This is a genomic window from Dyadobacter sp. 22481 (assembly GCF_052044875.1).
In the GTDB taxonomy this organism is placed as follows: Bacteria; Bacteroidota; Bacteroidia; order Cytophagales; family Spirosomataceae; genus Dyadobacter; species Dyadobacter endophyticus.
In genome coordinates this window covers 979071-1002292 of sequence record NZ_JBQENV010000002.1, presented here as the reverse complement: position 1 = coordinate 1002292, position 23222 = coordinate 979071, and the positions used below count along the sequence as shown (strand labels likewise).

The 23222-nt window shown below is 48.4% G+C and carries 21 protein-coding genes; 9 read left to right on the top strand and 12 right to left on the bottom strand.

The genetic code is table 11. The annotated features are described in order from the left end of the window. Positions 1-24 precede the first annotated feature (24 nt). Positions 25-1017 carry a glycosyltransferase family 2 protein gene (locus ACTJJJ_RS14210; RefSeq protein WP_188934096.1) on the bottom strand — a complete coding sequence of 331 codons (993 nt, stop codon included), beginning with the start codon at positions 1015-1017 and terminating at the stop codon, positions 25-27. 204 nt (positions 1018-1221) lie between these two features. Between ACTJJJ_RS14210 and pgeF the strand changes: the two genes are divergently transcribed. Beyond that, on the top strand, positions 1222-1992 hold the full coding sequence (pgeF, locus tag ACTJJJ_RS14205) for a peptidoglycan editing factor PgeF (RefSeq protein WP_188934098.1): 771 nt from the start codon (positions 1222-1224) through the stop codon (positions 1990-1992). 63 nt (positions 1993-2055) lie between these two features. On the opposite strand, the gene ACTJJJ_RS14200 is transcribed toward pgeF, so the two are convergent. From ACTJJJ_RS14200 to ACTJJJ_RS14190, 3 genes are all read right to left on the bottom strand, one after another. Next, positions 2056-2490 (bottom strand): histone H1/H5 family protein, HCT subfamily, encoded by a 435-nt coding sequence (locus ACTJJJ_RS14200; RefSeq protein WP_188934100.1) that lies wholly within the window; start codon positions 2488-2490, stop codon positions 2056-2058. Positions 2491-2630: 140 nt separating this feature from the next. Then, positions 2631-3161 carry an RNA methyltransferase gene (locus ACTJJJ_RS14195; RefSeq protein ID WP_188934102.1) on the bottom strand — a complete coding sequence of 177 codons (531 nt, stop codon included), beginning with the start codon at positions 3159-3161 and terminating at the stop codon, positions 2631-2633. 79 nt (positions 3162-3240) lie between these two features. Then, positions 3241-3861: a response regulator transcription factor gene (locus tag ACTJJJ_RS14190; RefSeq protein ID WP_106599727.1), complete on the bottom strand. Its 621-nt coding sequence runs from the start codon at positions 3859-3861 to the stop codon at positions 3241-3243. A 261-nt stretch (positions 3862-4122) separates the two neighbouring features. On the opposite strand from ACTJJJ_RS14190, the gene ACTJJJ_RS14185 reads away from it, so the two are divergent. Next, positions 4123-5115 (top strand): GNAT family N-acetyltransferase, encoded by a 993-nt coding sequence (locus tag ACTJJJ_RS14185; RefSeq protein ID WP_440702132.1) that lies wholly within the window; start codon positions 4123-4125, stop codon positions 5113-5115. On the opposite strand, the gene ACTJJJ_RS14180 is transcribed toward ACTJJJ_RS14185, so the two are convergent. Continuing rightward, positions 5116-5760: an FkbM family methyltransferase gene (locus ACTJJJ_RS14180; protein WP_440702131.1), complete on the bottom strand. Its 645-nt coding sequence runs from the start codon at positions 5758-5760 to the stop codon at positions 5116-5118. It abuts the gene before it with no gap. A 36-nt stretch (positions 5761-5796) separates the two neighbouring features. Continuing rightward, the gene (gene wecB / locus ACTJJJ_RS14175) at positions 5797-6900 is read right to left on the bottom strand and encodes a non-hydrolyzing UDP-N-acetylglucosamine 2-epimerase (RefSeq protein WP_440702130.1); all 1104 of its coding nucleotides are present in this window, start codon (positions 6898-6900) and stop codon (positions 5797-5799) included. Positions 6901-6970: 70 nt separating this feature from the next. Between wecB and ACTJJJ_RS14170 the strand changes: the two genes are divergently transcribed. The 4 genes from ACTJJJ_RS14170 (at position 6971) to ACTJJJ_RS14155 (ending at position 10944) form a co-directional block, all read left to right on the top strand. After that, a complete protein-coding gene (locus ACTJJJ_RS14170) occupies positions 6971-8491 on the top strand; it encodes a lipopolysaccharide biosynthesis protein (protein WP_440702129.1) in 1521 nt (506 codons plus the stop codon). A 115-nt stretch (positions 8492-8606) separates the two neighbouring features. Next, complete coding sequence (locus ACTJJJ_RS14165; protein ID WP_188934112.1) at positions 8607-9221, top strand: class I SAM-dependent methyltransferase; 615 nt, start codon at positions 8607-8609, stop codon at positions 9219-9221. A 1-nt stretch (position 9222) separates the two neighbouring features. Beyond that, complete coding sequence (locus ACTJJJ_RS14160; protein ID WP_188934114.1) at positions 9223-10125, top strand: glycosyltransferase; 903 nt, start codon at positions 9223-9225, stop codon at positions 10123-10125. A 12-nt stretch (positions 10126-10137) separates the two neighbouring features. Next, positions 10138-10944, top strand: coding sequence for an FkbM family methyltransferase (locus ACTJJJ_RS14155; RefSeq protein ID WP_440702128.1), 807 nt, complete (start codon positions 10138-10140; stop codon positions 10942-10944). An 8-nt stretch (positions 10945-10952) separates the two neighbouring features. Here ACTJJJ_RS14155 and ACTJJJ_RS14150 read toward each other — a convergent pair whose 3' ends face one another. After that, positions 10953-12218, bottom strand: a complete 1266-nt coding sequence (locus ACTJJJ_RS14150; protein ID WP_440702127.1) for a nucleotide sugar dehydrogenase — start codon at positions 12216-12218, stop codon at positions 10953-10955. Between the two features lie 136 nt (positions 12219-12354). On the opposite strand from ACTJJJ_RS14150, the gene ACTJJJ_RS14145 reads away from it, so the two are divergent. Then, positions 12355-12870, top strand: coding sequence for an ORF6N domain-containing protein (locus tag ACTJJJ_RS14145; RefSeq protein ID WP_440702126.1), 516 nt, complete (start codon positions 12355-12357; stop codon positions 12868-12870). On the opposite strand, the gene ACTJJJ_RS14140 is transcribed toward ACTJJJ_RS14145, so the two are convergent. Continuing rightward, positions 12867-13775: a class I SAM-dependent methyltransferase gene (locus ACTJJJ_RS14140; protein WP_440702125.1), complete on the bottom strand. Its 909-nt coding sequence runs from the start codon at positions 13773-13775 to the stop codon at positions 12867-12869. The two genes, ACTJJJ_RS14145 and ACTJJJ_RS14140, sit on opposite strands and share 4 nt — an antisense overlap. Before the next feature lie 128 nt (positions 13776-13903). On the opposite strand from ACTJJJ_RS14140, the gene ACTJJJ_RS14135 reads away from it, so the two are divergent. Both ACTJJJ_RS14135 and ACTJJJ_RS14130 read left to right on the top strand, forming a co-directional pair. Then, positions 13904-15151: a glycosyltransferase family 4 protein gene (locus ACTJJJ_RS14135; RefSeq protein ID WP_440702124.1), complete on the top strand. Its 1248-nt coding sequence runs from the start codon at positions 13904-13906 to the stop codon at positions 15149-15151. Next, on the top strand, positions 15141-15920 hold the full coding sequence (locus tag ACTJJJ_RS14130; protein WP_440702123.1) for a glycosyltransferase family 2 protein: 780 nt from the start codon (positions 15141-15143) through the stop codon (positions 15918-15920). The genes ACTJJJ_RS14135 and ACTJJJ_RS14130 overlap by 11 nt, the downstream gene beginning before the upstream one ends. Before the next feature lie 15 nt (positions 15921-15935). On the opposite strand, the gene ACTJJJ_RS14125 is transcribed toward ACTJJJ_RS14130, so the two are convergent. The 4 genes from ACTJJJ_RS14125 to ACTJJJ_RS14110 are packed head-to-tail and all read right to left on the bottom strand — an operon-like array spanning position 15936 to position 23050. Further along, complete coding sequence (locus ACTJJJ_RS14125) at positions 15936-17240, bottom strand: DUF4302 domain-containing protein (protein WP_440702122.1); 1305 nt, start codon at positions 17238-17240, stop codon at positions 15936-15938. Positions 17241-17246: 6 nt separating this feature from the next. After that, a complete protein-coding gene (locus ACTJJJ_RS14120; protein WP_440702121.1) occupies positions 17247-18179 on the bottom strand; it encodes a zinc-binding metallopeptidase in 933 nt (310 codons plus the stop codon). Positions 18180-18192: 13 nt separating this feature from the next. Beyond that, on the bottom strand, positions 18193-19665 hold the full coding sequence (locus tag ACTJJJ_RS14115) for a RagB/SusD family nutrient uptake outer membrane protein (protein WP_188934133.1): 1473 nt from the start codon (positions 19663-19665) through the stop codon (positions 18193-18195). Between the two features lie 28 nt (positions 19666-19693). Next, on the bottom strand, positions 19694-23050 hold the full coding sequence (locus tag ACTJJJ_RS14110) for a SusC/RagA family TonB-linked outer membrane protein (protein ID WP_188934136.1): 3357 nt from the start codon (positions 23048-23050) through the stop codon (positions 19694-19696). Between the last annotated feature and the right edge of the window lie 172 nt (positions 23051-23222).

Here is a 23222-nt window from a genome sequence, read left to right as displayed (position 1 = left end):
CAGTGGATCTGGCCCTTTTTGTGATCAGCTTTGCCCCGACAGCTTACTTTTCAGATTGTAGAGATTCAAGGCGAAGTAGCTGTATACCTTCATAAAAAACGGTGGGATAATAAAATCGCGGATCACCTCTTTTTTCCGCTCCGGCGAAGGCTGCGCCATCGAAAGGTATTTCACCGCATATTTGGCCCGCGGCCAGTAAGTCTCGCCGTATTCCCTTGAAAACAGCATTTTATAGTAGTATGTCGCGATATTCTTTGTCAGGCGATCGTGGTATTTGTATTTCAATTCTTTGTCGATATTGGAATACATTTCAATGCGGTTGAAAAGGAAGTCCTTGCCGTAGTGATTATCCGCGAAGCTCGCCCCTCCTCTTTGCTTCCGGTACACCGACATTACTTCATCAATATAGCCGATCGGCCCGCGGGTTGCCAGCATGATATTGCGGGGAATATCGCCGCTGGTCGATTTGTTCGTCCATTCCGGATCGGGATTTCTGGCAAAATCTTCTCTCCTGAACATAAGGGCCGACGTCGCAATGAAGCATAGCTCGTCTTCGCCGATCAGGTCATCGACCGTAAATTCCTTCTTTGTAAGGGTATTCACCAGGTACGGCGGCGCGGCATTGTCGTCGAAAACCACCTTCGCATTATGGAAACAAGCTGAATAATGTGGATTGGCATCCATCATTTCAACCTGCTTTTGCAGTTTGTCCGTAACCAGCAGATAGTCGTCGCCGTCAAACTGGGCAATATATTCGCCTTTTGCCGCAGCGAACGTTGCCAGTGCATTGAACTTTCCATTAAGGCCCATGTTTTTCGGATGTAACAAAAGCCTGATCTTGTCGGGGAAACGTTGCTGGTATTCGGTTAATATCGCCCGGGTGTTGTCTTTGGAATAATCATCCCCTACCACGATCTCGAAATCAAATGTAGTCTGCTGCATCAGGATTGAATCCAGCATTTTTGCTACAAATTTTTCGTGGTTGTAGGTAACTACACACACGCTCACTTTTATCATAGTCACTGTTTCATTGAATAAGCGGAGTCGCTCGGCACAAATTTAGTTGAATTCTCCTCAAAATCTGAGCCCGGCTACTTTACGGTTTTTTACCGGACAACTTCCGGGCACATAACGGCGATACTTTAAAATAAATTCGGTCCGAAATGAATCCCGTGCCGCGATCGTTTAATTTTGGTACCGTTTTCCATTAATACCAGAAGCATGCTTGCGTCCCCCACAAACGACAAAAACCCGATATTTCGCAAACCACAGCTATTTAATCAATTCCCCGAACTGGTTGCCGCCGAAAGTACGCGCCACGGCGGTGTGAGCACAGGCCATTATGCTTCATTGAACCTTGGTGGTTCGCAAGACAGCCCAGAAAATATCCTGCAAAATAACCTGATCTTTTTTGGAGCGCTTGGTATCCCGTTCGAAACCGTCGCCAAGGCGCATCAGGTTCATGGCACCGACATTATGACCGTAACCAAAGCCGACCGGTTCGAGGGCTTCGACGCCCTTGTGACCAATGTGCCCGGCATTCAACTCGCGGTAACCGTTGCCGACTGCACGCCGATACTGATTTATGACCCTGAGAAGGGTGCCGTAGCAGCCATTCATGCAGGATGGCGCGGAACAGTAGGCCGGATCGTCGAAAAGACCTTAGCTACAATGCAGGCAAATTATGGCACCCGGCCCGCAGACTGCTTTGGCTATGTTGGCACATGCATTGATGAATGCAGTTTCGAAGTTGGCGACGACGTGAGCCGGCATTTTGCGGCAGCCTACAAGCGGTGGGATGAAAGTGCAGGAAAGTTTTTTGTAGACTTGAAAACCTCCAACCGCGATCAGTTGGTCGTAGGCGGTCTAAAACCTGAAAATATAGAGGTATCCCCCTACTCGACGGTTCTTCACAACGATGACTATTTTTCGCACCGCGCCGAAAAGGGACTTACGGGTCGCCTGCTCGTAACCATAGGGCGCACTCGCTGATAACAAAAGAAATGACCAGCAACGGTATGCCGCTGCTGGTCATTTTTAATATTTTCCCGACAATTATGCTTTCTCCGCTGCTGGTGCAGGCGCTTCCGTTTTCGGAGCGGTTGCCGGTTTTGCAGGCGTAACTTTCGGAGCAGCCGCCTTTGCAGCAGGTTTGGGAGCACTCGCTTCCTTGCCTACGGTTGGCTTGGCAGGAGCTGCCACGGGTACTTTAGAAGAAGCTGCCGCCACCAGGGCCGCGACTTTTTCTTTTTTCTGCTCCTTCGTTTTCTTGCCCTCTTTCTTGTCCTTTACCTTTTTCTCCGCATTCTTGGCCTCTTTGGCTTTTTTCTTGAGAGTTTCCTTTTCAAACTTGGCAACTTTCTTAGCAAGTTTGGCAGCTGCTTTCTCGATCGATTTTTTTATTTTTTTCGAGCCGGCAGTGACTGCTTCAATTTTTCCGGAAAGTGTCTCAGCAATCTCTGTCGATAACTTCTTGGTAGCGGATTTCATAAATCTGATATTAAGAATTTCATTAATGATACATGAAGCCAGGCTCCCGAGAGGAGCCACAAAGCGTCAAAATTGCCATCAGACAATAACCTACAAATACCCATTATTAATTTATAAATAACAAATTTTTGGTGTTATTTTTATGTTATCTTTCTTCTCAAAAAATCCCACAATACGATTCCCGCAGATACTGATACGTTGAAAGAATGCTTGGTACCAAACTGCGGGATTTCCAGGCAGCCGTCTGATGCCGCTATCGCCGCGTCATCTACACCTTCCACCTCATTTCCAAATACAAATGCATAGGGTGCTTCCGGCACAGGCTCGAAATTTTGCAGCAGCACACTTCCTTCGGCCTGTTCCACGCACCATACCTTATAACCCTGGGATTTCAGCATTTTCACGGCCTCCACAGCGCTCGGGCATTTTTCCCACGCCACCGACGTCTCAGCGCCCAGGGCGCTACGCGTGATCTCGCGGTGGGGCGGCTGTTGCGTATAGCCGCAAAGCAATATTTTCTCAGCCCGCAACGCATCCGCCGTCCGAAAAAACGACCCGATGTTGTTCAGGCTTCTGATATTGTCCAGTACAATCACAAACGGAAATTTTTCCGATTCTTTAAACTCATCGACCGACATCCGGTCCATTTCATCTACGCTCAGCTTACGCATGAATTTTACTCGATTGATTTCATAAAAAAAGGTTTCTGCACCTGGTACAGAAACCTTCCTTCGGTATGGTAAGAATTAATTACTTGATCTTGGTGATCAGCTCCACGATGTTCTTCACGCCCAGCTTTTCGAAAATACGGGCTTTGTAAGTACTTACGGTAGAGAGCTGCAAGTTCAGCTTTTCTGCAATTTTTGCGGTCCCCAAGCCTTCCTTCAAAAGATTCATCACGTCGGTCTCACGAGGCGAAAGGCTCACGATCGGATCCGGCATGTATTCTTTCGGATTGATGAGACGGTTGATATTCATCTGCTGCATATCTTCGCTCATGTACTTCTTGTTGTTCAGGACGCTCATAACGGCGGTTTTGAACTCTTCTTCCGGCGCATCTTTCGACAGGTAACCGTCGGCTCCTGCTTGGAGGTACATCAAACCGTAGAGTTGCTCGTCATAGCTCGAAAACATCAGGATCCTGACCCCTGGCGACTTGGCGCGGATGGTTTCCACCATCTTTGTGGTGTTACCACCCGGAATATTGATGTCCAGGATCAGGAGGTCATAGGCCTTTGTCTCGAGTTCCTGAAGAATTTTATCAAAATCGTCAACGTCCGAAATTGTTGAATCCGGAATTAGTGATTTGAGGAGGTGTTTGGTACCGATTCTTACCACGGCGTGGTCTTCGGCAATCAGTATGTGTTTCATGGATGGGTTGGGTCCAATGGATGTAAAAAACTACTGGTGTCAAATTAATCCGGTCAATCAGTTTCAGCCTGATGATTGTCCTTGAACTGAAAATCCTGATTACCAACCAGTACAATTTCTGTACATTCTAATTGAACTGATTTGATGAATTAACAAAAATAGTAATCAGCATTGTATTAAACATAAAAAATATCAAATTAGTATATCAATTATTTATCAAAATCCTTGATCTGAGCACATTCAACACACATCCTATAACTTTTGGGTCCTATAAGTACTATTTTTACACACACGCCTCTTCGCTCCTGGACCAACAACGACGCCGTCGTGGAGGTATTTCCAATGCCCGAAGCGCCCTTTCCTACTACCATCCCCTGGCTGTTTTTTCGTAGGGAACAACTCGCTGTCCAGACTTCTGACCTAATTTATTCATTTATTCTTATATCTAAGGAATCCGGTGATATTTTGTCACTGTTTCATTGCCTGCCAGGCTTTCACGACTGGATATCACCACCTTTGGCCCCTTTTGGAGGCATTATGCCGGTAGCTCATTGCCGCGGGGATCAGCTGACATTCCTCCTTACGTGCATCCGCGAATGGGTAATCTACCATGGCGGGAAAGCACTAACGATCAAAACTGCTCCCTCCTGCTACGACCCGACCACCCACCAACTTTGCCATCACAGCTACCTCGCCGCCGGTTTTTTACCCAATCATACTTATTCTAACGCTTATATTCCTATTGGAGGGGAAGGTTTTGATCGAATTATTGAGCCATCGGAGCGGCGTCGCTTATCTAACGGAAAAAAACGCGGGTTGCAGGTGACGATGAAACAGGGTGTCTTTGATAAAACGACAGAAGATTTTTTGCATCGCTGCTACCAGGTGCACGGCTATCAGCTACCGGCTCCACCGGATCGGCTCGCCCTGCTTCCCGGTACTTGTCCTGAAAATTATCTGGTTTTCACAAACCGGTTCGAGGAGGAACCCGTCGCGGTGGCCGTGATGGTGCGGGTAGGCGACCGCATTCTATACCATTTTATGTCCGGTTACCTACCCGAATACCGTACACTGAGCCCGTCAGTCATGCTTTTCGAAGCTGCTTTTGAATATTGCCGGAGCAAAGAAATAGCTACACTCGACCTGGGCATTTGCATCGACCATTTCGGTAACCCGAAGCCGTCGCTAAGCCGGTTCAAAGCAAACATAGGTGGGCTGGAATGCGAGAAGATCGTTTACAAGGCCTTTTTCTGATCAGATACCGAGGCAATTGCCATCGCGGTAGAAAACGCTGGTGCAGGTTTCGATGCCCACAATCGGTGCCATTCCTATGAAGTCGAGCCGGCGAAATCCTTTCGCGGCGAGGTATTCCTTCGCGCCGGTGTACCATTCGCGTTCTGAATTGTCCAGGATCAGGACGCCGTCGGGTGTCAGAAAGTCGACCGCATATTTGGCGCATTTAACCCTGTTACGGCCATCGACTACGATGATATGGTATCGCGCCCCTGTCGATTGCACCGATTTCACGTAGCTATCTCCCAGCGGTCGTTCCAATACTTCGGTGTTCGCCGGTAGCTTCGGTTTGATCAGTGCAATCCACTCACGATCGTGCTCGACCGCCGTAATGTGTTCCACCCGCGCGGCATACCAGCGTGTAGAGTTACCGGAACCGTATTCAAAAACCTGGAAATCGGGCTTCAAACGCGGTTTCAAAAAAAGGATAAAGGGATAGGTATACCAGGGTAGCGGATTGCCATTGATATCAATCGATTGTTTGGCATGAAAGCTCTTGAACCATCCGTATTGTTTCAGTGCCCCATCCAGGTACAGCTGAACGCTACCACCGAGACCAGTCTGGTTGAGCAGGCCCCAGGCGGCACTTTTTATCCTTTTAAGCATTGTAAATCCGAAGCGTGAGTCATCTATCCCACAAACCTACGAATTAATGTATTTTTCTCTCAAAATATTCACGATGCGTTGCGCTGAATTTCCGTCCCAAAGCGGCGGAATTGCCAGGTCTTCTGGGTTTCTGCCAAGTAATGCTTCAACGGTATTCCAAACCTTTTGTGCATCAAAATCGGGCACCAGATAATTGGTGCCGTGCGTAACGGTCGCCGGGCGCTCGGTGTTGTTCCTCAGTGTAATGCAGGGAATACCCAGATAAGTGGTCTCTTCCTGTATACCACCCGAATCGGTTATAACGGCTGCGGCATGACGCACGAGGGTTAAAAACTCCAAATATCCCTGTGCCGGCAACACTTTTACATTAACCAATTCCAAAAATTCCTTTTCCAGTCCGAAGCGGGTGATATTGCGGGCCGTGCGCGGGTGCATGACGAAAAGGACCTTCCAGCGCATTCCCAGTATTTCAAGCACTCCGGCTATCTTCCGCAAATTAACCTCGTCGTCGACGTTGGCAGGGCGGTGCATGGTTACGAGCAAATACCGTTCACTTTCAATCGGTAGATGCCCGTAAAGCGAAAAATCCTCGATCTGTTCACGAACGCTCACCAGCGAATCAATCATCACATTGCCCACCAGATGAATGCGCAACGGGTCGATGTTTTCCCGAAGCAAATTATCGGCCGCCGCCTGTTCCGTTACGAACAGCTGGTCCGAGAGTGCGTCCGTTAGTATCCGGTTTACCTCCTCGGGCATCGTACGGTCTCTGCTGCGCAGGCCCGCTTCCACGTGTGCGAGCGGGACGTGCATTTGCACGGCCGCGAGCGCGCAGGAAAGCGTGGAGGTTACGTCGCCCACCACCAGCACCAAGTCCGGCATTTCAGCACGTAATACCCTTTCGAATGCGCACATTATTTCCGCCGTCTGGGTCGTAGCCGATCCCTGCCCGACCCCCAGAAAATGATCCGGCTTGGGAATTTTAAGCTGTTCAAAAAAAATCCCTGACATCAGGAAGTCGTAATGTTGCCCCGTGTGGACAATTTGCGGATGCATATCGGAGTATTGCAGGAATGCGCGGTGCAGGGGCGCAATTTTTACGAAGTTGGGCCTGGCTCCCGCTACTTGGAGTATCTTCATAATAGTAGTATGTGTTAGGCTATCTGGCGCTTTTTCTCGTACTTCGCCCCTGTAATCAAGTGTTGCCTCAATGGGGATTATTGTACGTCAGGGATTTAAGAGTTCCATTGTGTCTTACCTCGGTGTTGTCATCGGCATTTTCAACATCCTCATCCTTTACAACCAGTACATGACCCAGGAACAGCTGGGTTTGTACGCTTCCACCCTGCTTACCTTCCCGGTCATTTACATGTCGTTCGCATTGCTTGGCGTGCCTTCGGTGGCTGTCAGGTTTCATAGCAGGTTCCAGGACGATCATTCCCGAAGGCAGCTTTTCACGTTCATTATCATTACCCCGCTCATTGGTCTCACGGCCTTTGCATTGCTTTACCTGCTTCTCAAACCATTATACCTCAAATTCTACCTCGACCACTCCCCGATGCTGGTCAGGTACTATTACGTTTTTATTCCGCTGACCATCGGAATGGTGTATTTGCTGGCGCTCGAATCCTATTCGAGGATCAACCTGCGCATTGCGGTACCATCGCTGATCCGGGAAGTCGGGCTACGGCTTGCCAACAGCTTGCTGGTGATTCTTTTCGGGTTTAAAATCATCACTTTTGATACGATGGTCAACCTCACCGTAGTCAGCTACGCGGTAGCTATTGTGGCCATGCTGATCTATCTCCGTATTCAGAACCGCCTGTTCACTTCGCTTGATTTTGGCTTTATCAGACATCCCGCATTCAAGGAAATGTACCGGTATGGCCTGTGGGTGCTGCTGGGCGGTGCGAGCGCGGCATTGCTTCCGCATATCGAAAAAGTACTTTTGCCTGCATTCGAAGGAGGTTTGGGCAGCACGGCGATCTTCGACATCGCATCCCGCATTGCATTGGTCATTTCCATTCCCAGAAACGCGATCGTGATGATCAGCGCCCCGATTATTTCCGAGGCTTATGCTAAAAACGATATCCCGCATATCGATACCATTTATAAAAAATCATCCCTCAACCTTTTCATCATAGGTACCCTGCTTTTTCTTGGGATCTGGTGCAACATTGACGCCATTTTCAGCCTTATTCCTAAATCCGACATTTACTCGCAAGGCAAATGGGTAGTGCTCATGGTGGGTGTGTCGCGTATCGCCGATATGATGACGGGCCTGAATTCAGAAATCCTGACGAACTCGCGCTACTACCGCTTCGACATCGTCTTTATGCTTTTTTTCACCGTATTAATCCTCGGCGCCAGCCAGTTTTTGATCCCGCTTTATGGCTATAACGGCGCCGCCGCAGCCGCTCTCTTCGCTACGGTGACTTACAATCTCGTCAAGCTATTTTTCATTAAAAGCAAAATGGGCATCCAACCTTTCACTACCGGTACGCTTAAAGTTTTCCTATTGGCAGCGCTCGCTTATTTCGCGGTATATTTCATCCCTGCTCCCAGCTCGCACAAACTCGGCCCGGTGCTAATCGACATGGCAATCCGGTCGGTGATTGTTACGACCATTTTCGGAGGTGGCATTCTGCTATGGCAGGTTTCGGAGGATATTTCTGCGGGGTTCAGCTCGGGATGGTCGATGGTCAGGTCAGGTATTTTAAATAAAAAATAGATTGCCCGGAGGCAAAGCCGGCCAATAGGCATGCCCACCGGCGAGTGTCATTTCAACTTTTGCTATCTTTGGCGAAGCAATCATTGCCGCAACGGCCAAAATTCCAGGATTACCGATGTCTTTAAAACAAAAAATAGTCGCAGGCCTTCTGAAAGAACCTTACAGCAAGTACCAGCTGATCAGTTACGACCGCAACAAGCCTGTCAAACTGGTAGTCGGCGCGATGTACTCGCTTTACAAAGGCTGGATTCATTCCGATATCGAGACATTGGACCTGCTGAAAAAGAGTGATTGGGAGCGCTATTTCTCCGAAGATTCGATCGATAGAATATTGGCGGAGCACGTTTGGGAGCATTTGACACCAGAACAGGGCCAGCTGGCATTCAAAAATTGCTACACGTTCCTGAAACCGGGTGGTGTTTTGCGGGTGGCCGTACCCGACGGTTTCAACCCCAGCGAGGAATATATCGAATATGTAAAACCGGGTGGCACCGGCAATGGCGCCGACGATCACAAACTTTTGTATAATTATAAACTGATGTCCGGCTTTCTGGAAAATGTGGGTTTCAAAGTAAACCTGCTCGAATACTTCGATGAAAACGGTCAGTTTCATAAATCTCCGTGGAGCCCTGAGGATGGTATGATCCGACGCTCAGCCGACCACGACGAGCGTAACCAGAACGGAAAACTCGGTTACACCTCGCTGATTATAGACGCAATCAAAAGCTGAAATGGGTTTGTCCGGCACACTCGCACCCATTGTTTTATTTTGCTATAACCGCCCCTGGCATTTGCAGCAAACAGTAGAAAGCTTGCAAAGAAATACGCTCGCGTCAAAAAGTGAGTTGTTCGTATATTCCGACGGTCCCAAAAGTGAGCACGATAGTCCTCAGGTCAGAAAAGTCAGGGAGTATCTTTCGCAGGTCACCGGATTTCACGCTATTCACATTCAGGAAGCTGAAAAGAACAAAGGGCTTGCGGCATCTGTAATCGATGGAGTAAGTCATGTCCTTTCCAAATATCAGAAGGTCATTGTTCTCGAAGACGACATGCTCAGCGCGACGGATTTTCTCTCCTTCATGAACGAGGCGCTCGACGTTTATTTCGATAGAGCGGACATTTTTTCCGTAACAGGTTACACACCGCCCATTACTTTTCCTGCCAATTACCCGCACGACCTGTATCTCGTACCACGGGCTAGCTCGTGGGGCTGGGGCACGTGGTCGCATAAATGGTCGAAGGCCGACTGGCAGGTGAAGGATTTCCCGGTTTTAAAAAGCAACGCAGACATTCGCCTGGAATTTAATAAAGGCGGCGACGATCTCTGGCCCATGCTCGCCAAGCAGCAGCAGGGCGTGATCGACTCGTGGGCCATTCGCTGGACTTATTCGCAGTTTCAAAACAAGGCATACGGGCTCTACCCCATTCATTCCAAAATCAGAAATATCGGAACGGACGGCAGCGGCACTAATTTTACATTCAAATCGGGAGAATACGGCCAGGAGATGGCTGAGGGGCGCGTGCAAATGCCTGCCGACCTGGTCCCCGATGAAAAAATGGTTCGGGCATTCGGGGAGTATTACCGGTTGCCATTTCTCTTAAAAGTTAAAAACCGGGTCAAATACGGCATTTGACCTACTATTCATATGTACTGGCTTCGCTACCTGCTTAAAGAACCTTATCATGCGCTCGGCTCCGCGAGGAATCGGGAATTTATGGCGTTGCTACTCAAATACGGCAACAGCGCCCGTTACAAGCTGACCGACGTGGCTTTCGGCGGGTTCAAACTGAGAGTTCCCGACACGATGTCGTTTCTCTGGCAGCACAAGGAAATCTTTGCGGATGAATTCTACTATTTCGAAAGCAACCAAGCTCAACCCGTCATTTTCGATTGCGGTGCGAATATTGGAATGAGCGTTCTGTATTTCAAAAAGTTATTCCCCAAAGCCAGGGTACTTGCGTTCGAAGCCGAACCGGCGATCGCATCGCTGCTGCGCCAAAACCTGGAAAGCAATGGCGTACATGATGTCGAGATTATCGACAAGGCTGTTTGGACCAATGAGGATGGCATTTGGTTTGGCAGTGAATCGGCGGATTCTTCTTCAATTTATTCAACTTCCCAAAAGCGAAAAGTTGATTCCATTCGTCTGAAAGACTTTTTAGAAAAGGAAAGCCGCATTGATTTTCTAAAAATCGATATTGAAGGTGCCGAGATAGAAGTGCTTCATGATTGCCGCGGGTCACTCGCGCATGTACAGAACCTTTTTGTAGAATTTCACTCATACATTGGCAATGCCCAAGGTCTTGCGGATGTCGTGAAGGTTTTTGAGGAAAATGGATTCCGCTACTATGTGGATACCAATCAGCACAGGCTCCGCCCGTTTGTGAACCATCGCTACCGCGGCAACGATGTGATGGACCTGCAATTGAATATTTTCGGCTGGCGGGAATAAGGCGGCTGTCAGAGCCGGGAATCGACCATGGCCTTCGGCAAAACCGATTTCAAATCGAATATTACCGAATCGGATGCAGTAAACTCACTGAACTCCATTGCCTGGAATTCCTGGTGCGCCACGGCCAATATCACAGCCTCGTAAGTCCCCACTGGCTTATCCAGCAATACAATATTGTATTCGCTCAATACCTGCTCACCCGATGCCCAGGGATCGTGTACTTCCACTTGCATTCCAAAATCAGTCAGTTCACGGTATACATCGATCACGCGCGTATTACGGATATCGGGGCAATTTTCTTTAAAAGTAATGCCCAGGATCAGCACGCGGCTCCCTTCAATCTTGTGTCCTTTGCGGATCATGAGCTTTACGAGCTTGTTAGCCACAAACACTCCCATCATATCATTTACCCTGCGGCCGGATAAAATTACCTGTGGGTAATACCCCAAAGATTCAGCCTTGTACGCCAGATAATACGGATCCACGCCAATGCAATGCCCGCCCACAAGGCCTGGCTTATATTTCAGGAAATTCCATTTCGTGGCAGCGGCTTCCAGCACTTCGGTGGTATCGATATTCATTCGGTCAAAAATCAGCGCCAGCTCATTCACAAACGAGATATTCACGTCCCGCTGCGCGTTTTCGATAGCCTTCGAAGCCTCCGCTACCTTGATACTAGACGCCAGGTGCGTGCCCGCTTCGATCACCGATGCGTACAAATTATCCACAAAGCGCGCCGTTTCCGGTGTAGAGCCCGACGTCACTTTTTTGATTTTCGTGAAGGTATTGACCTTGTCTCCCGGATTAATGCGTTCAGGCGAATAGCCGCAAAAAAAACCTTCATTGAATTTCAAACCACTTTCGAGTTCGAGAACCGGCACACAATCGTCTTCGGTACAGCCAGGATATACCGTCGATTCATAGATCACCACATCGCCCTGTTTCAGCACTTGTCCGATCATCGTGCTGGCTTTCAGCAAATGGGTGAGGTTAGGCTTTTTGTAGTCATCCACCGGTGTTGGCACCGTTACAATAAATACGTTGCATTCCTTCAATGTAGCTACGTCCCATGAGAATGAGAGATCAGCCGCCTCCCGTAAATCTTGCCGCGAGATTTCCTTAGTCGTATCATAGGCATCTTTCAGCTCCTGAATGCGCCTTTTATTGATATCGAAGCCAGCAACCGGGTACTTTTTGCTAAATGCCACAGCCAGCGGTAAACCGACATAACCAAGTCCGATAACGGCAATTCTGACATCTGATCCGGGTAACATGGAAGGTACTATATTAAATGTTCGGGCATAAAACTAGGCATATTTCGCCCGACCAAAAAATTCCCGACGATTGTGTTACCAAAGTCAGATATGAGCGTATTTGATTAAGGTAATCACAACTATTGCACTAGGCTTTATGGAATTAATGGTAGTTCAAAATAAGGTTTGCACGTTTCGCGGAAATAAGGTCATGCTGGATTTCGATTTGGCAGAGCTATATGAAATTGAAACAAAAGCCTTAAAGCAGGCTGTCAGGCGTAACATCGAAAGGTTTCCCGACGATTTTATGTTCGAACTGACGCGGGAAGAGTACCTTTCTCTAAGGTCACAAATTGTGACCTTAGAGAAAGGTAAAGGTCGTCACTCAAAGTACCTTCCTTTCGCTTTTACCGAGCAGGGAGTAGCCATGCTGTCCAGCGTTCTGAATAGCTACAAGGCCATACAGGTCAATATTACGATCATGCGGGCATTTGTGAGCATTCGACAGCACTACCTGGATTCCAGGGAACTTAAAGCGCGGATCGATCGACTGGAAGACGAAATGCAGGTTAAGTTCAACGACATCCACCAGGCACTCAGCTACCTTCTCGAACCTCCTCAAAAGGAAAGAAAGCCCCTGGGTTTCAAGCAGAAAAACACTCGCCAAAATTAATGCGCATACGGATTCGGCGGAAAAATGTGCACCTGAAATCCTTCCTGCTGCATTGCCTTCATCACCTGCTCCGAAGGCATTTTCTTGAAAATGACCGCGCACAACACCTGCGATGGCATTAATGAAGCTTTCACCAGAAAATCGTGTAATGCTAGCTTCCGCTTGATCTTCCGGAACGCCGCGGACGTGTCATCGGCTTTTTCCTGCGCGTAAGAAGGATGATAGTAGTTATTGTTAATGCCCTTGAAAGCAACTGCGGGCAATCCCATTCCATTCGCGAGCTTGTCCATTTCCCGCTCAGAGAGTTTAAAAACGTAGTTCCCCACCGTTTCAAACGAATATCTGTTCTTCCAGTATTTCTGCAATGCTTTGGTATCGAAACGGTCGAAAATATTCCTTAATGCAAGCAAAAAAGGCATTTTCGAGATCGGGTCATGCGGCTCGACCAGGATAACCGCTTCGCGCGCGACGCGCACCATCTCGTATACACCCAGGTACGGGCGTGGGAAGTGATGATATGCCTCTTTGCAGAAAACATAGTCATAACTGTTATCCGCGAAGGTTAAATGCTCTACATTTTCAATGGCATATTTTTCAATAAACCCTCTTTCTTTTGACAGCGGCAAAAATGTACCAGCAATATCGCTGGCGGTCGAATCCAGCCCTTTTGCGAAAAAATAATTAGCATCGAACCCATAACCATCTCCCACCGTCAGCCACGATTTCTTTTCCCGGACAAAAGGGGCCGTCAGTTCGAGCTGCCGCTTGTGGATCCAGTTGTTAATGGTCTGATGCGCATTGTCATACTCCCACAATTCGATGGCTTTATTTTTTGCCTCCTGTGTAGCATATTGCAATTCATACCATTCCGAATGCGCTTCGTGACTTTTCTTTTCGCTTGACATGTTGTCGGGTTACTGATTTGGTGATAAAGATAGTTTCATCGAATAAAAATTATTTAAAGGCAGAACTATTAATTTTACCCACCTAAGAAGATTCTCTTACTAAAACACGAATTATCGATAGCGATCAAATGGTGCTTCAACTGAGTACTTTTCACTGGGAAGGTGGTGCCGGGGTCGCTGCGGCAAGGTTGCACCAGGCATTGCTTCATGCTGGTGTCGATTCGCATCTGATGGTTTCGCAAATCTCCCGGCCCGGTCCGCAAACGACCGCGTGGGCGGATAGTCCGTGGAAGTCAAAAAAAGCATGGGGAAATTTCGTGCTGGAAAGGCTCAGTTTTCTGCCTTATGAAAAAGACAAATCAGTCCGGTTTGCTTTTTCTCCCGCAACTGCCGGTGCCGATATTACCGACCACCCGCTCGTAAAGCAGGCCAGTATTATTCATTTGCATTGGATCAATTTCGGGTTCCTTTCGCTGAAATCGCTGGAAAAACTCTTCGCGCTCGGAAAACCGATCGTCTGGACATTGCATGATATGTGGACGTTCACTGGCGGTTGCCACTACAACCGGGGGTGTGACCGCTACCTTTCGCATTGCTGTTATTGCCCCTATCTCAAAAAGTCCGGCGAATATGATATCGCTTTTGCGCAATTCGAGAAAAAATTAGCGCTCTATCAAAACACTTCCCTTACGCTCATTTCTCCCAGCCGATGGCTGGATGACCTGGTTCAAAAAGCGGTATTGACGAGCGGAAAGCCCTCGCAGGCAATCCCTAACTGCATCGATACCGACTTTTTTAAGCCCGGTAACCGTGCCGAGGCGCGGAAGGCGTTGGGACTGCCTGCCGACAAAAAGTTACTCCTTTTTGCAGGCGCCAACACACAAGACCCGCGTAAAGGATTTACCTACTTTCAGGAAGCCATGCGTGCTCCCGGCCTGGCCAATGCCGAAGTGATGATATTAGGTAAAGGGAAAGCCGAAAACTTTGCGCATTTGCCCGTGAAAGCCCATTTCCTCGGTAAGATATCAGATGCAAACCAAATGGTACAAGCATACAATGCCGCCGATGTGCTCATCGTACCGTCGCTGGAAGACAACCTGCCCAACACCATTATGGAGGCGATGGCATGCGGCACACCGGCTGTAGGGTTCGACACCGGCGGTATTCCCGAAATGATCGGACATTTGGAAAGCGGCTTTATAGCGCTGTCTAAATCTGCCTCTTCGCTCTCGGAAGGTATCATGTGGGTGTTGAAACACAATGCGGACGGCGCTGTTTCAGAAAATGCACGCAACAAAGTTCTGCAATTGTATTCCGAAGAAGTGATAGCCAGGCAGTATTCCAAACTTTACGACTCCCTGCTCCATGGACAGTAGCCCATTGCTAACGATCATCACCATAACCTTCCAGGCTGAAAAATTTCTCGGCCGAACACTGGGCAGCGTGGAACGGGCTTTGACCCATGTGAAGAATCCCGCGCAATTGGAATACCTGATCATCGACGGCGGTTCGAACGACCGGACGCTCAGCATTGCAGGCCAGTATAACCGTTTCGTTTCCAAAGTCATATCCGAAAAAGACAGAGGCTTATACGATGCTATGAACAAGGGTTTGCGACTTGCTTCCGGTAAATACGTCTGGTTTCTGAATGCGGGAGATGAAGCTTACGATGATCAGACCCTGAAGAACCTGCTATCATCATTTGAAACCGGGGCAGCGGTATATTACAGCGACGCGATGATGGTTCGCGAAGATGGCACCGAAGTGGGCCTGCGCAGCCGTTTTACACCGCATAATTTACCTCAAAACCTTCGCTGGCAAGATTTCGCGCTCGGCATGAAAGTATGTCACCAGGCATTCATCGCCCGGAAAGACATTGCGCCGCTTTACGAATTCGAAAATCTCAGCGCCGACATTGATTGGGAGATCGAATGCCTGAAACGGGCCGAAAGCGTACAATTTCTCACGTTCGTTCTCTGCCGCTACCTTTTGGGCGGGCTGTCGGTCACGAACCATCGCCGTTCTCTTACCGACCGGTATAAAGTATTAAGAAAACATTTCGGGCTTATACCAACGCTGTTCAATCACCTGCGCATATTCTGGCGGGGATATTGGTTCGCCAAAAAGAACGGGAAGTACTGGTAAGCGTGCATTCATCTGCTACTGCCAGGTAATCCACGACTTCGCATCTTTTGCGCTCACCATGTCATAGGTCTCATCGGATGTCTGGATAAGGTAAAAGCCGCTGGCGTCATACAAAAGCTTCGCCGATTCAATCGCCGGGCCGCTCGTCGGGAGCGTACCGTACCTGCCAGCATCCGTAAATATCGCCCGCCCATCGGCTGTAAAGGTAGGCGTGGCCGGCGCGTGACCGTAATCGAGGAATATGTTCTTTCCATCATAAAAGATCGGTGCGAACAGGTCATTTCGGGATGAAGCGCCGGGCTGATAGATGTAGAATGCAAATATCGACTCGCCGGATTTGAGGTCGGCTACTTTGAATGCATCGTCGACTCCGTTGACGTGAAACCCGGTCGCTGATCGCCAGTCACCACCCGATTCTATCGGAGATTGCCACCATCTTCTTGCCGCTGCCAGATCCACCGATATCGGTTTGATCGCACTCACAATCGTCCCATTTGCGCCGCCGCCGGAAAGGCCCACCTGGGTCGTGGTGGCATTCCAGGTAATGTTGCTGAAACCCGTGATAGTCTGTGAGCCGTTCACGAGCGGGGAAACGAATGCGAGGCCCGCGGGTGTAAAATAGTAACTGGTTGTAAATGTCTTCGGCGTACTCCCGTTCAGCCAGGTAAGCTTGATACTCCTCGTGGTCTGGTTAACCGTAATTTCGTAAGTATTTGCCCCGAGTGTAACGCGCTTAAAATAAGGCTGATATTTGGCAATATTATTGAAAGCCAACCCTTTGGCCATGTCGCCGTTCGCATATGCGGTTGCCTGTGCCTGCGACGCCTTCGTGAGCACGAGACGGCTCTGGTTTTTACGGCCAACCAATGTAATCACATCCGTTTTCACGGAATCGGGGAAAATGCTGAATTCGAAATCGGATTTAAGCCCTTCACCACGAACACCGTTGTTAACATCTTCGTCGGGGTCAGCCAAAACGTGCAGATAAGAGTAGGTATCAAAGACCAGCACGGGTGTTTGCAGGGCCGACAACCGGTAACTGCTTTCCTTGGATTTAGCGGCCGCTGCATCCGAAAAGTCCGAAAGCATGGTCACCCGGTTCTTGTCATCAAATTTAAAATAAAAGCCATAGCTGCCTCCACCACCCGGATAAACAACCGCATTCCAGCCGTAGGGTGCCTCCACAAGTTGTTTTTCGTATGAAGCCAACGCTGCGTTCAGACGCACATCCGCAGACTCCTCAAAAACCTTGTCGTCGCTGTTTTCACATGAAAAGAAAACAGTTGTCAGAAACAGCAGGTATAAAAAAGATCTCTTCATCTGGCATTAAAAAAGTTTATTCATCGAAGTCCGCACTCTTTTTTGCAGACTGTAAAAATCAATTTTCCAGGTGTTCTTATAATAGGCTACAATAATAGCCTCTTTTTGCCGCAATGCGGCCTGTGCCTGTGCCTTTGTTACTCCATGAGAGCTTGTTCCCTCGGGAATGGAGTCTACAAGTTTATCAAAGCCTACCTTTCCTTCTGTAAGCATCATTGCAATCATTTCCACAAAATCTTCATCAAAAGCCGAAGAACTGTAAGCAGTAATGAAACCATCGCGTCGTGCGTCGGCGTCATTCCAGTTGATCCAGTTTCCACCCTGGTAGTAGGACTTGGAAATGTTCTTGTACTCTATCGGGTACAGTACTGTTTGGTGCAGAATATGGCCAAATTCGTGGTGGATCGTGTGCAGGAACCAGTCCTTTACAAAAGAAGAGTCTCTTCCCGGGTCATAACCCGTCATTCCCTTGATCTTGAAAAGGTTTACACCATACAAAATCACTTTCCGGCCCCCTTCGGCAGTTCCAAGCGTAATGGAACCCTCCGAGTTGTACTCGTTACTACCGGAGAGGATAAAAAATTTGGGTGAATATTTGTTATAAAACACCTTACCCGCTTCTTCAACATACGGGTTGGTCCATGCTTTTTTGATCGTACTTAGGAGGGGTACCACCTGTGCCTCGTCGGGCGGGACGAGATTTTTGGTGATGTTTCCAAATTCGAACTGGTCCCATTTGTACTGGGCCGAAATATTGTAGGGAGTTACCAGACTATCCTTAATCCATTGATCGATAGGACCTTTCACCCAATCGATACCGCCAAGGCCAGGAATATCGTCCACCTCGCCGATCGAATCCTCTTTACAGGACGTCAACGTTGTGCTAAACAACATGGCAGCGACAACGTAGTATGAAAAATGTTTGATTATGATTTTCATGGTTAAATAGTTTTTACCTTGGATTCTGTGCTATACCTGAAAGTGAAGCCGTCTGTGGGATCTGCAATACCCGGCGGTTATCGCCCGCAGGAACAGCAATCACCACCCCTCCCCTTGTTGTATGTGTTACCGGAGCATTATAGCGTTGAAGGTCAAACCAGCGCATACCTTCCTGTACGAATTCAACCCGTTTGAATGAGAGGACAGTGTTGATGATATTATTCCGCAGATTGCTAGACCCAAAATAGCTCGTCATGCTGCTCGCCGTCACTTTATGCCTGGACGCGTCGTAATTACTGACGCGCTTGCTAATGTATCTGTTCAGGTCGGTAAGGCATGCGGCTGTGTTGTTTAGGTATGCATTCGCTTCGATCCGGTTGAAAAGGACTTCCTCAACAGTAAATATCGGCAGCATCACATAAGGGAAGCCAATCTCTGCATTCACCGATTCACGCACGAAGTATTCGGTCAGTTTTGGGACAAAGTAATTGTTGTCGCCACGATAATAAAGCGGAAATGCCCAACTGCCTCCTCCACTGATGATATTTTCGCTCCCCGAGATTTCTTGCCATTTTGCGTACGTCATTCCGTAACGATAGGTGGCTAAAAATCGTCCATAGTTGGAAGCGGTCTCAACCAGGAGCAAATTGGCGTTCTCGGTTGCGCGCGAGTAGGTATTGAATAGTTCTGCTGGCGACATACTCGAATATGTAGTATTCCAGGGACGCATGTTTTCCACAAAATTATTGCTCGGAAAGGCGGCATTAGCATATTGCAGGACCTTCTGATAATCCTTCTTCACCAGATAGAAACGGCTCGCAAATGCGTTCGCAGCCGCCAGGTTAAAGTGGTATTTGGGGACGGTATAGGCACCGTCGCTGATCAATGGCAGCCCTTCAAGCAAATCCTGCTCAATTTTTTGGTACACACCTGCAACGGTACCGCGTTCGTATTGTTTGATCACCACGTCCTCTGGTACTGTCACATAAGGAATACCCGGACTGTCGTTGGTTTGTTGCGGGTCGAAAAATTTGCAGTAATGGTTCACCAGCATGAAATGTGCATAGGCTCTGGCCAACAATGCTTCTCCACGCTGCGCATTGTAATTTTCAGGGTCCGAAACCTTACTGATAATATCCAAAGCCTCGTTTGCAACCGAAACGGCACGATAACATTCGGCCCAGTACGAGTCGGGGGAATCCTGTTCATCGACGGTTGCCTCCACTACTTCAAAGAGGAATGATCCTCGATTTGTCTTATCATCCTCACCTACTCCTTTATCGGCCACATTATCGCTCATACTCTCAGAAAACACAACATAACCTGCCTGAGGATAAGCGGTAGTGAGGAGTTGGGAAACCTTTTTGGGCGTGTTGATGATCGCCCGCGTGCTGTCCGGCTCTTTCGAAAGAAAGTCCTCGCAACCGGCCAGTGCCAGCAGCGGGAGGATCAGCATTATTTTGTTAAAATTTTTGATGGTAGCCATGTCTTCAAAATGAATCGTCCTCAAACCTTTACAATGTCAGTTTCAATGCAACCGTGAACTGCTTCTGAATCGGTTGTGCAACACCACCGGAGTTAAAGAACTCAGGATCCTGACCTTTCAGCTTTTTATCCGAATAAATCAGCCACGGGTTAATCGAAGAAACCTGAATGCTAGCCGCCTTAAAACCGTAACGTGAAATAACCTGCAACGGCAACTTATATGCCAATGATACTGATTTTAACCGCACAAAATCGCCCTTCGCCACGCGCTCGGTCGAATAGTTATAGATGTTGTAAGGATAGGTACCTTGCAGGTAGAGCAATTCAAGCTGGTCGGAAATGGATGGTGTCGCCGGAACTTTTTCATCACCTGGCATCACCCAACGGTCCAGAAACTCCCTCGGCATCGCATCCAGGTCACTGAATGTACTTTTATACAATGGATTAAGGCGGATCTTGTTGCCTGCCTGATAGGTAAAAAACACGTTCAGCGAAAGCCCCTTGTAAGCGAGCGTGTTGTTAAAACCACCGGTAAAAGGCGGATCAACCGGCCCTTCATATTTGAGATACTTGATATTCTGGTCCTGCAAATACACATCGGAGCTCACCTCTCCGTTCTCGTTAAGGAAAATAGGCACGCCGGTTTTAGGGTTCAAAGCGCGGTAGTCAATTGAGAAAAGGCTACGCACAGGCTTGCCCTGCACATTGGCTCCTTCTGCTTTCACTAGGTCAAAAATACCTGGGCTGTTATCCACATTCGTGATGAGCGTGTGCGAATAGCCAAACGTAATGCGCGAGCGGAAATCCCAGTCACTGGTTTTGAACAATACCCCATCCACAGAAAAGTCGGCGCCGTACGATTCCATATCGGCATAGTTGGCAACCTTGTAAATCTGTCCACCGATGCCCGAAGTCTTAATTTGGTCGATCAGGTCGAAGCTATTACGGATGTAGCCATCGAGCGTAAAATTGATCCGGTTGGCAAACAAACCCACATCCAAACCGACATTACCGCTGTACAACTTTTCCCAGGTCAGCTCGGTATTTTGCAATGCCGCAAGCTGTATCGCCGATTCTTTTTCATCCACATAAGGCCGACGGGTGATGATGCTTTGAAACAATACCGCGGCATTGGTGGCCGGGCCAGTATCTGCCGAAAGCCCGTAACTCAACCGCAGGCGGCCCATGCTAAGCCATTTCAGGTTTTTGAAGAAATTTTCACGGTCGAAATTCCAGGAACCCGCAATCGTGTACGTAGGCAGCCATCTCGCAATAGCCGACTTCCCAAAGCGGTTCGAACCGTCGTATCGCACGTATCCTGTGACGTTATACTTCCCATCTAACGTGTACCCGAGACTTCCATAGAATGCTGCAAAACGCTCGTAGTCCATTTGCATTCCGTAATACTGGAAGTTGGTTTCGATGGTTTGTTTCAAAATGCGGTAATCCACGAAAGGCGTCCCGCCCTGGTCGTACTGGAAGCCGTAGCCCGTATTGTTGGAATTCTGGCGGTTCGTAAATTTCACTTCCTGACCCACTAATGCATTCGCTTCGTGCCGCTCTCCGAATTTCTTGTTGTATCGCAGGTTGTTTCTGATGTTATAGAACAGCATCTGATCCTCGTTACGGTTATAGAAACCACCGCTGGGCAACACTACCACCGGGTAGGCGTTTGGTACATCGGGGTCGGTGTAGAGATATTTATTGGCCAGTGCGATCGTGGAGTTATCGGCTGCCCGGTATGCATTGGCCATGTTACTGTGCTCGGTAATGGTATGCTCCCGGCCGGTCTGAATGTATCGCAACGCGCCAAGGAAGTCGTAGCTAAGGTTGTCGGTGATTTTATAGGATAGATTTCCTTGTAGCTTAATATCAGCCAATGTCAGATTGATTCTGTTGTTCGCCAACTCCGAAATAATATTGAACGGCGCGAAATTCCTGCGGAAGTATTCAAGATCGCCGTTCTGGTCGTAAGCGGTGAGCGTCCGGCTGGTATTCAATGCGTAGCTGAACGGGTTAATATCAAAATCGCGGTCGTACTTGCCTTCTACGGGATTGCTTCTTCTACTTAGCGAACCCGGTGCCTGTTGGCGTCTTACAGAAGCAAGGGTGGTAAGGCCGATACTCAGGCGGTCGGAGAGCTGGTATGTATTGTTAAAATTGAGGGTGTACCTTTTTACTTTATCGGCAATCGTCCACCCATTGTCATCCAGGTAACTAACCGATGCATACGAACTCGACTTTTCTGTTCCGAACGAAACGCTGAGCGAGTGCTCGTGAATGAAGTTTTGTTTAAAAAGTACATCAAACCAGTCGGTATTCGACTTGGCATAGCCCATTAAAAAATTTCGTTTAGCCTCCGTCGAGTTTTCCAATGGGAAATTACCCTGGCTGTCGCCTGTCATCAGGTTATACATTTTTCCGTAAACCCCGTAATCCGGCTTCGAAAGAATGCCCGAGTTGAGATAGCCCTTTCTTTCCAGCTCGCCCAGCACCGACATTTGCTGCGCCGAGTTCATAATGTTGAAGTTTCGATAGGAAGGAACCAGCTGCGTACTGAAATTGCCGGAATAAGTAATGACCGGTTTGCCGCTCTTTCCTTTTTTGGTCGTAATTACAATCACTCCGTTCATTGCGCGGGCACCGTACAATGCCGCCGCAGCGGCATCTTTCAATATATCGAAAGTCTCGATATCGTTCGGGTTTAGCCCTGCTACCGCCGAGCCGAGCAGCGTGGTAGGGTCGCCGCTGGAAAGCTGGTCGTTTGAAATATTCACAATATCTTCCTGCACAACGCCGTCGATTACCCAGAGCGGCTTGTTGGCACCGTTGAGAGAAGTGGCGCCGCGGATGCGGATTTTGGGTGCGGCCCCGAAAGTACCGGAGACGTTCTGGATCGAAACACCGGCTGCACGGCCTTCCAGCATCCGGCTGACGTCGGGCAGACCGTCGATCTTCACATCGTCGGTTTTCAGCGTTACGGCCGAACCTGTGAATTTGTCCTTGTTAATCTGCTGAAAACCGGTCACCACCACATCCTGCAAGCCCACCGCATCTTCTGCTAGTTCGATCGTCAGATTCCGGGCTGCCTTCACCTCTTTGGATAAAAAGCCGATCATTGAAATCACAAGGGTTGCATTGTCGTTTACACCCTGCAACACAAATTCCCCTTTTTCATTGGTAACCGTTCCTTTCTGCAAGCCTTTCACCCGCACGGTCGACCCAATTAACGGTTCGCCGGTAGTGCTTTTCACGACACCTTTGACGTCGATATCGGCGGCAAATGCAAAGGAAGAAAACGGAGAAGTGCAAACGGACAGAAAGAAGACACCCAGGAGCAACGCAATAAGCCGACTCAGGCCACTGATCCGATAGAAAAGATTCATATAAATAAGTATAAGTCTAACCCCAAATAACTGTCCGTCCGCCCAAAGCGGGTTTAAAAATTAATAGATTCAATAATACGTATTATCGCACGAAAAGCGAAAACATTCCACCACTGGCGGTGACAAAATTTAAAGTGATATTGATGTGCAGAATCAAAAGAATATATTCAAT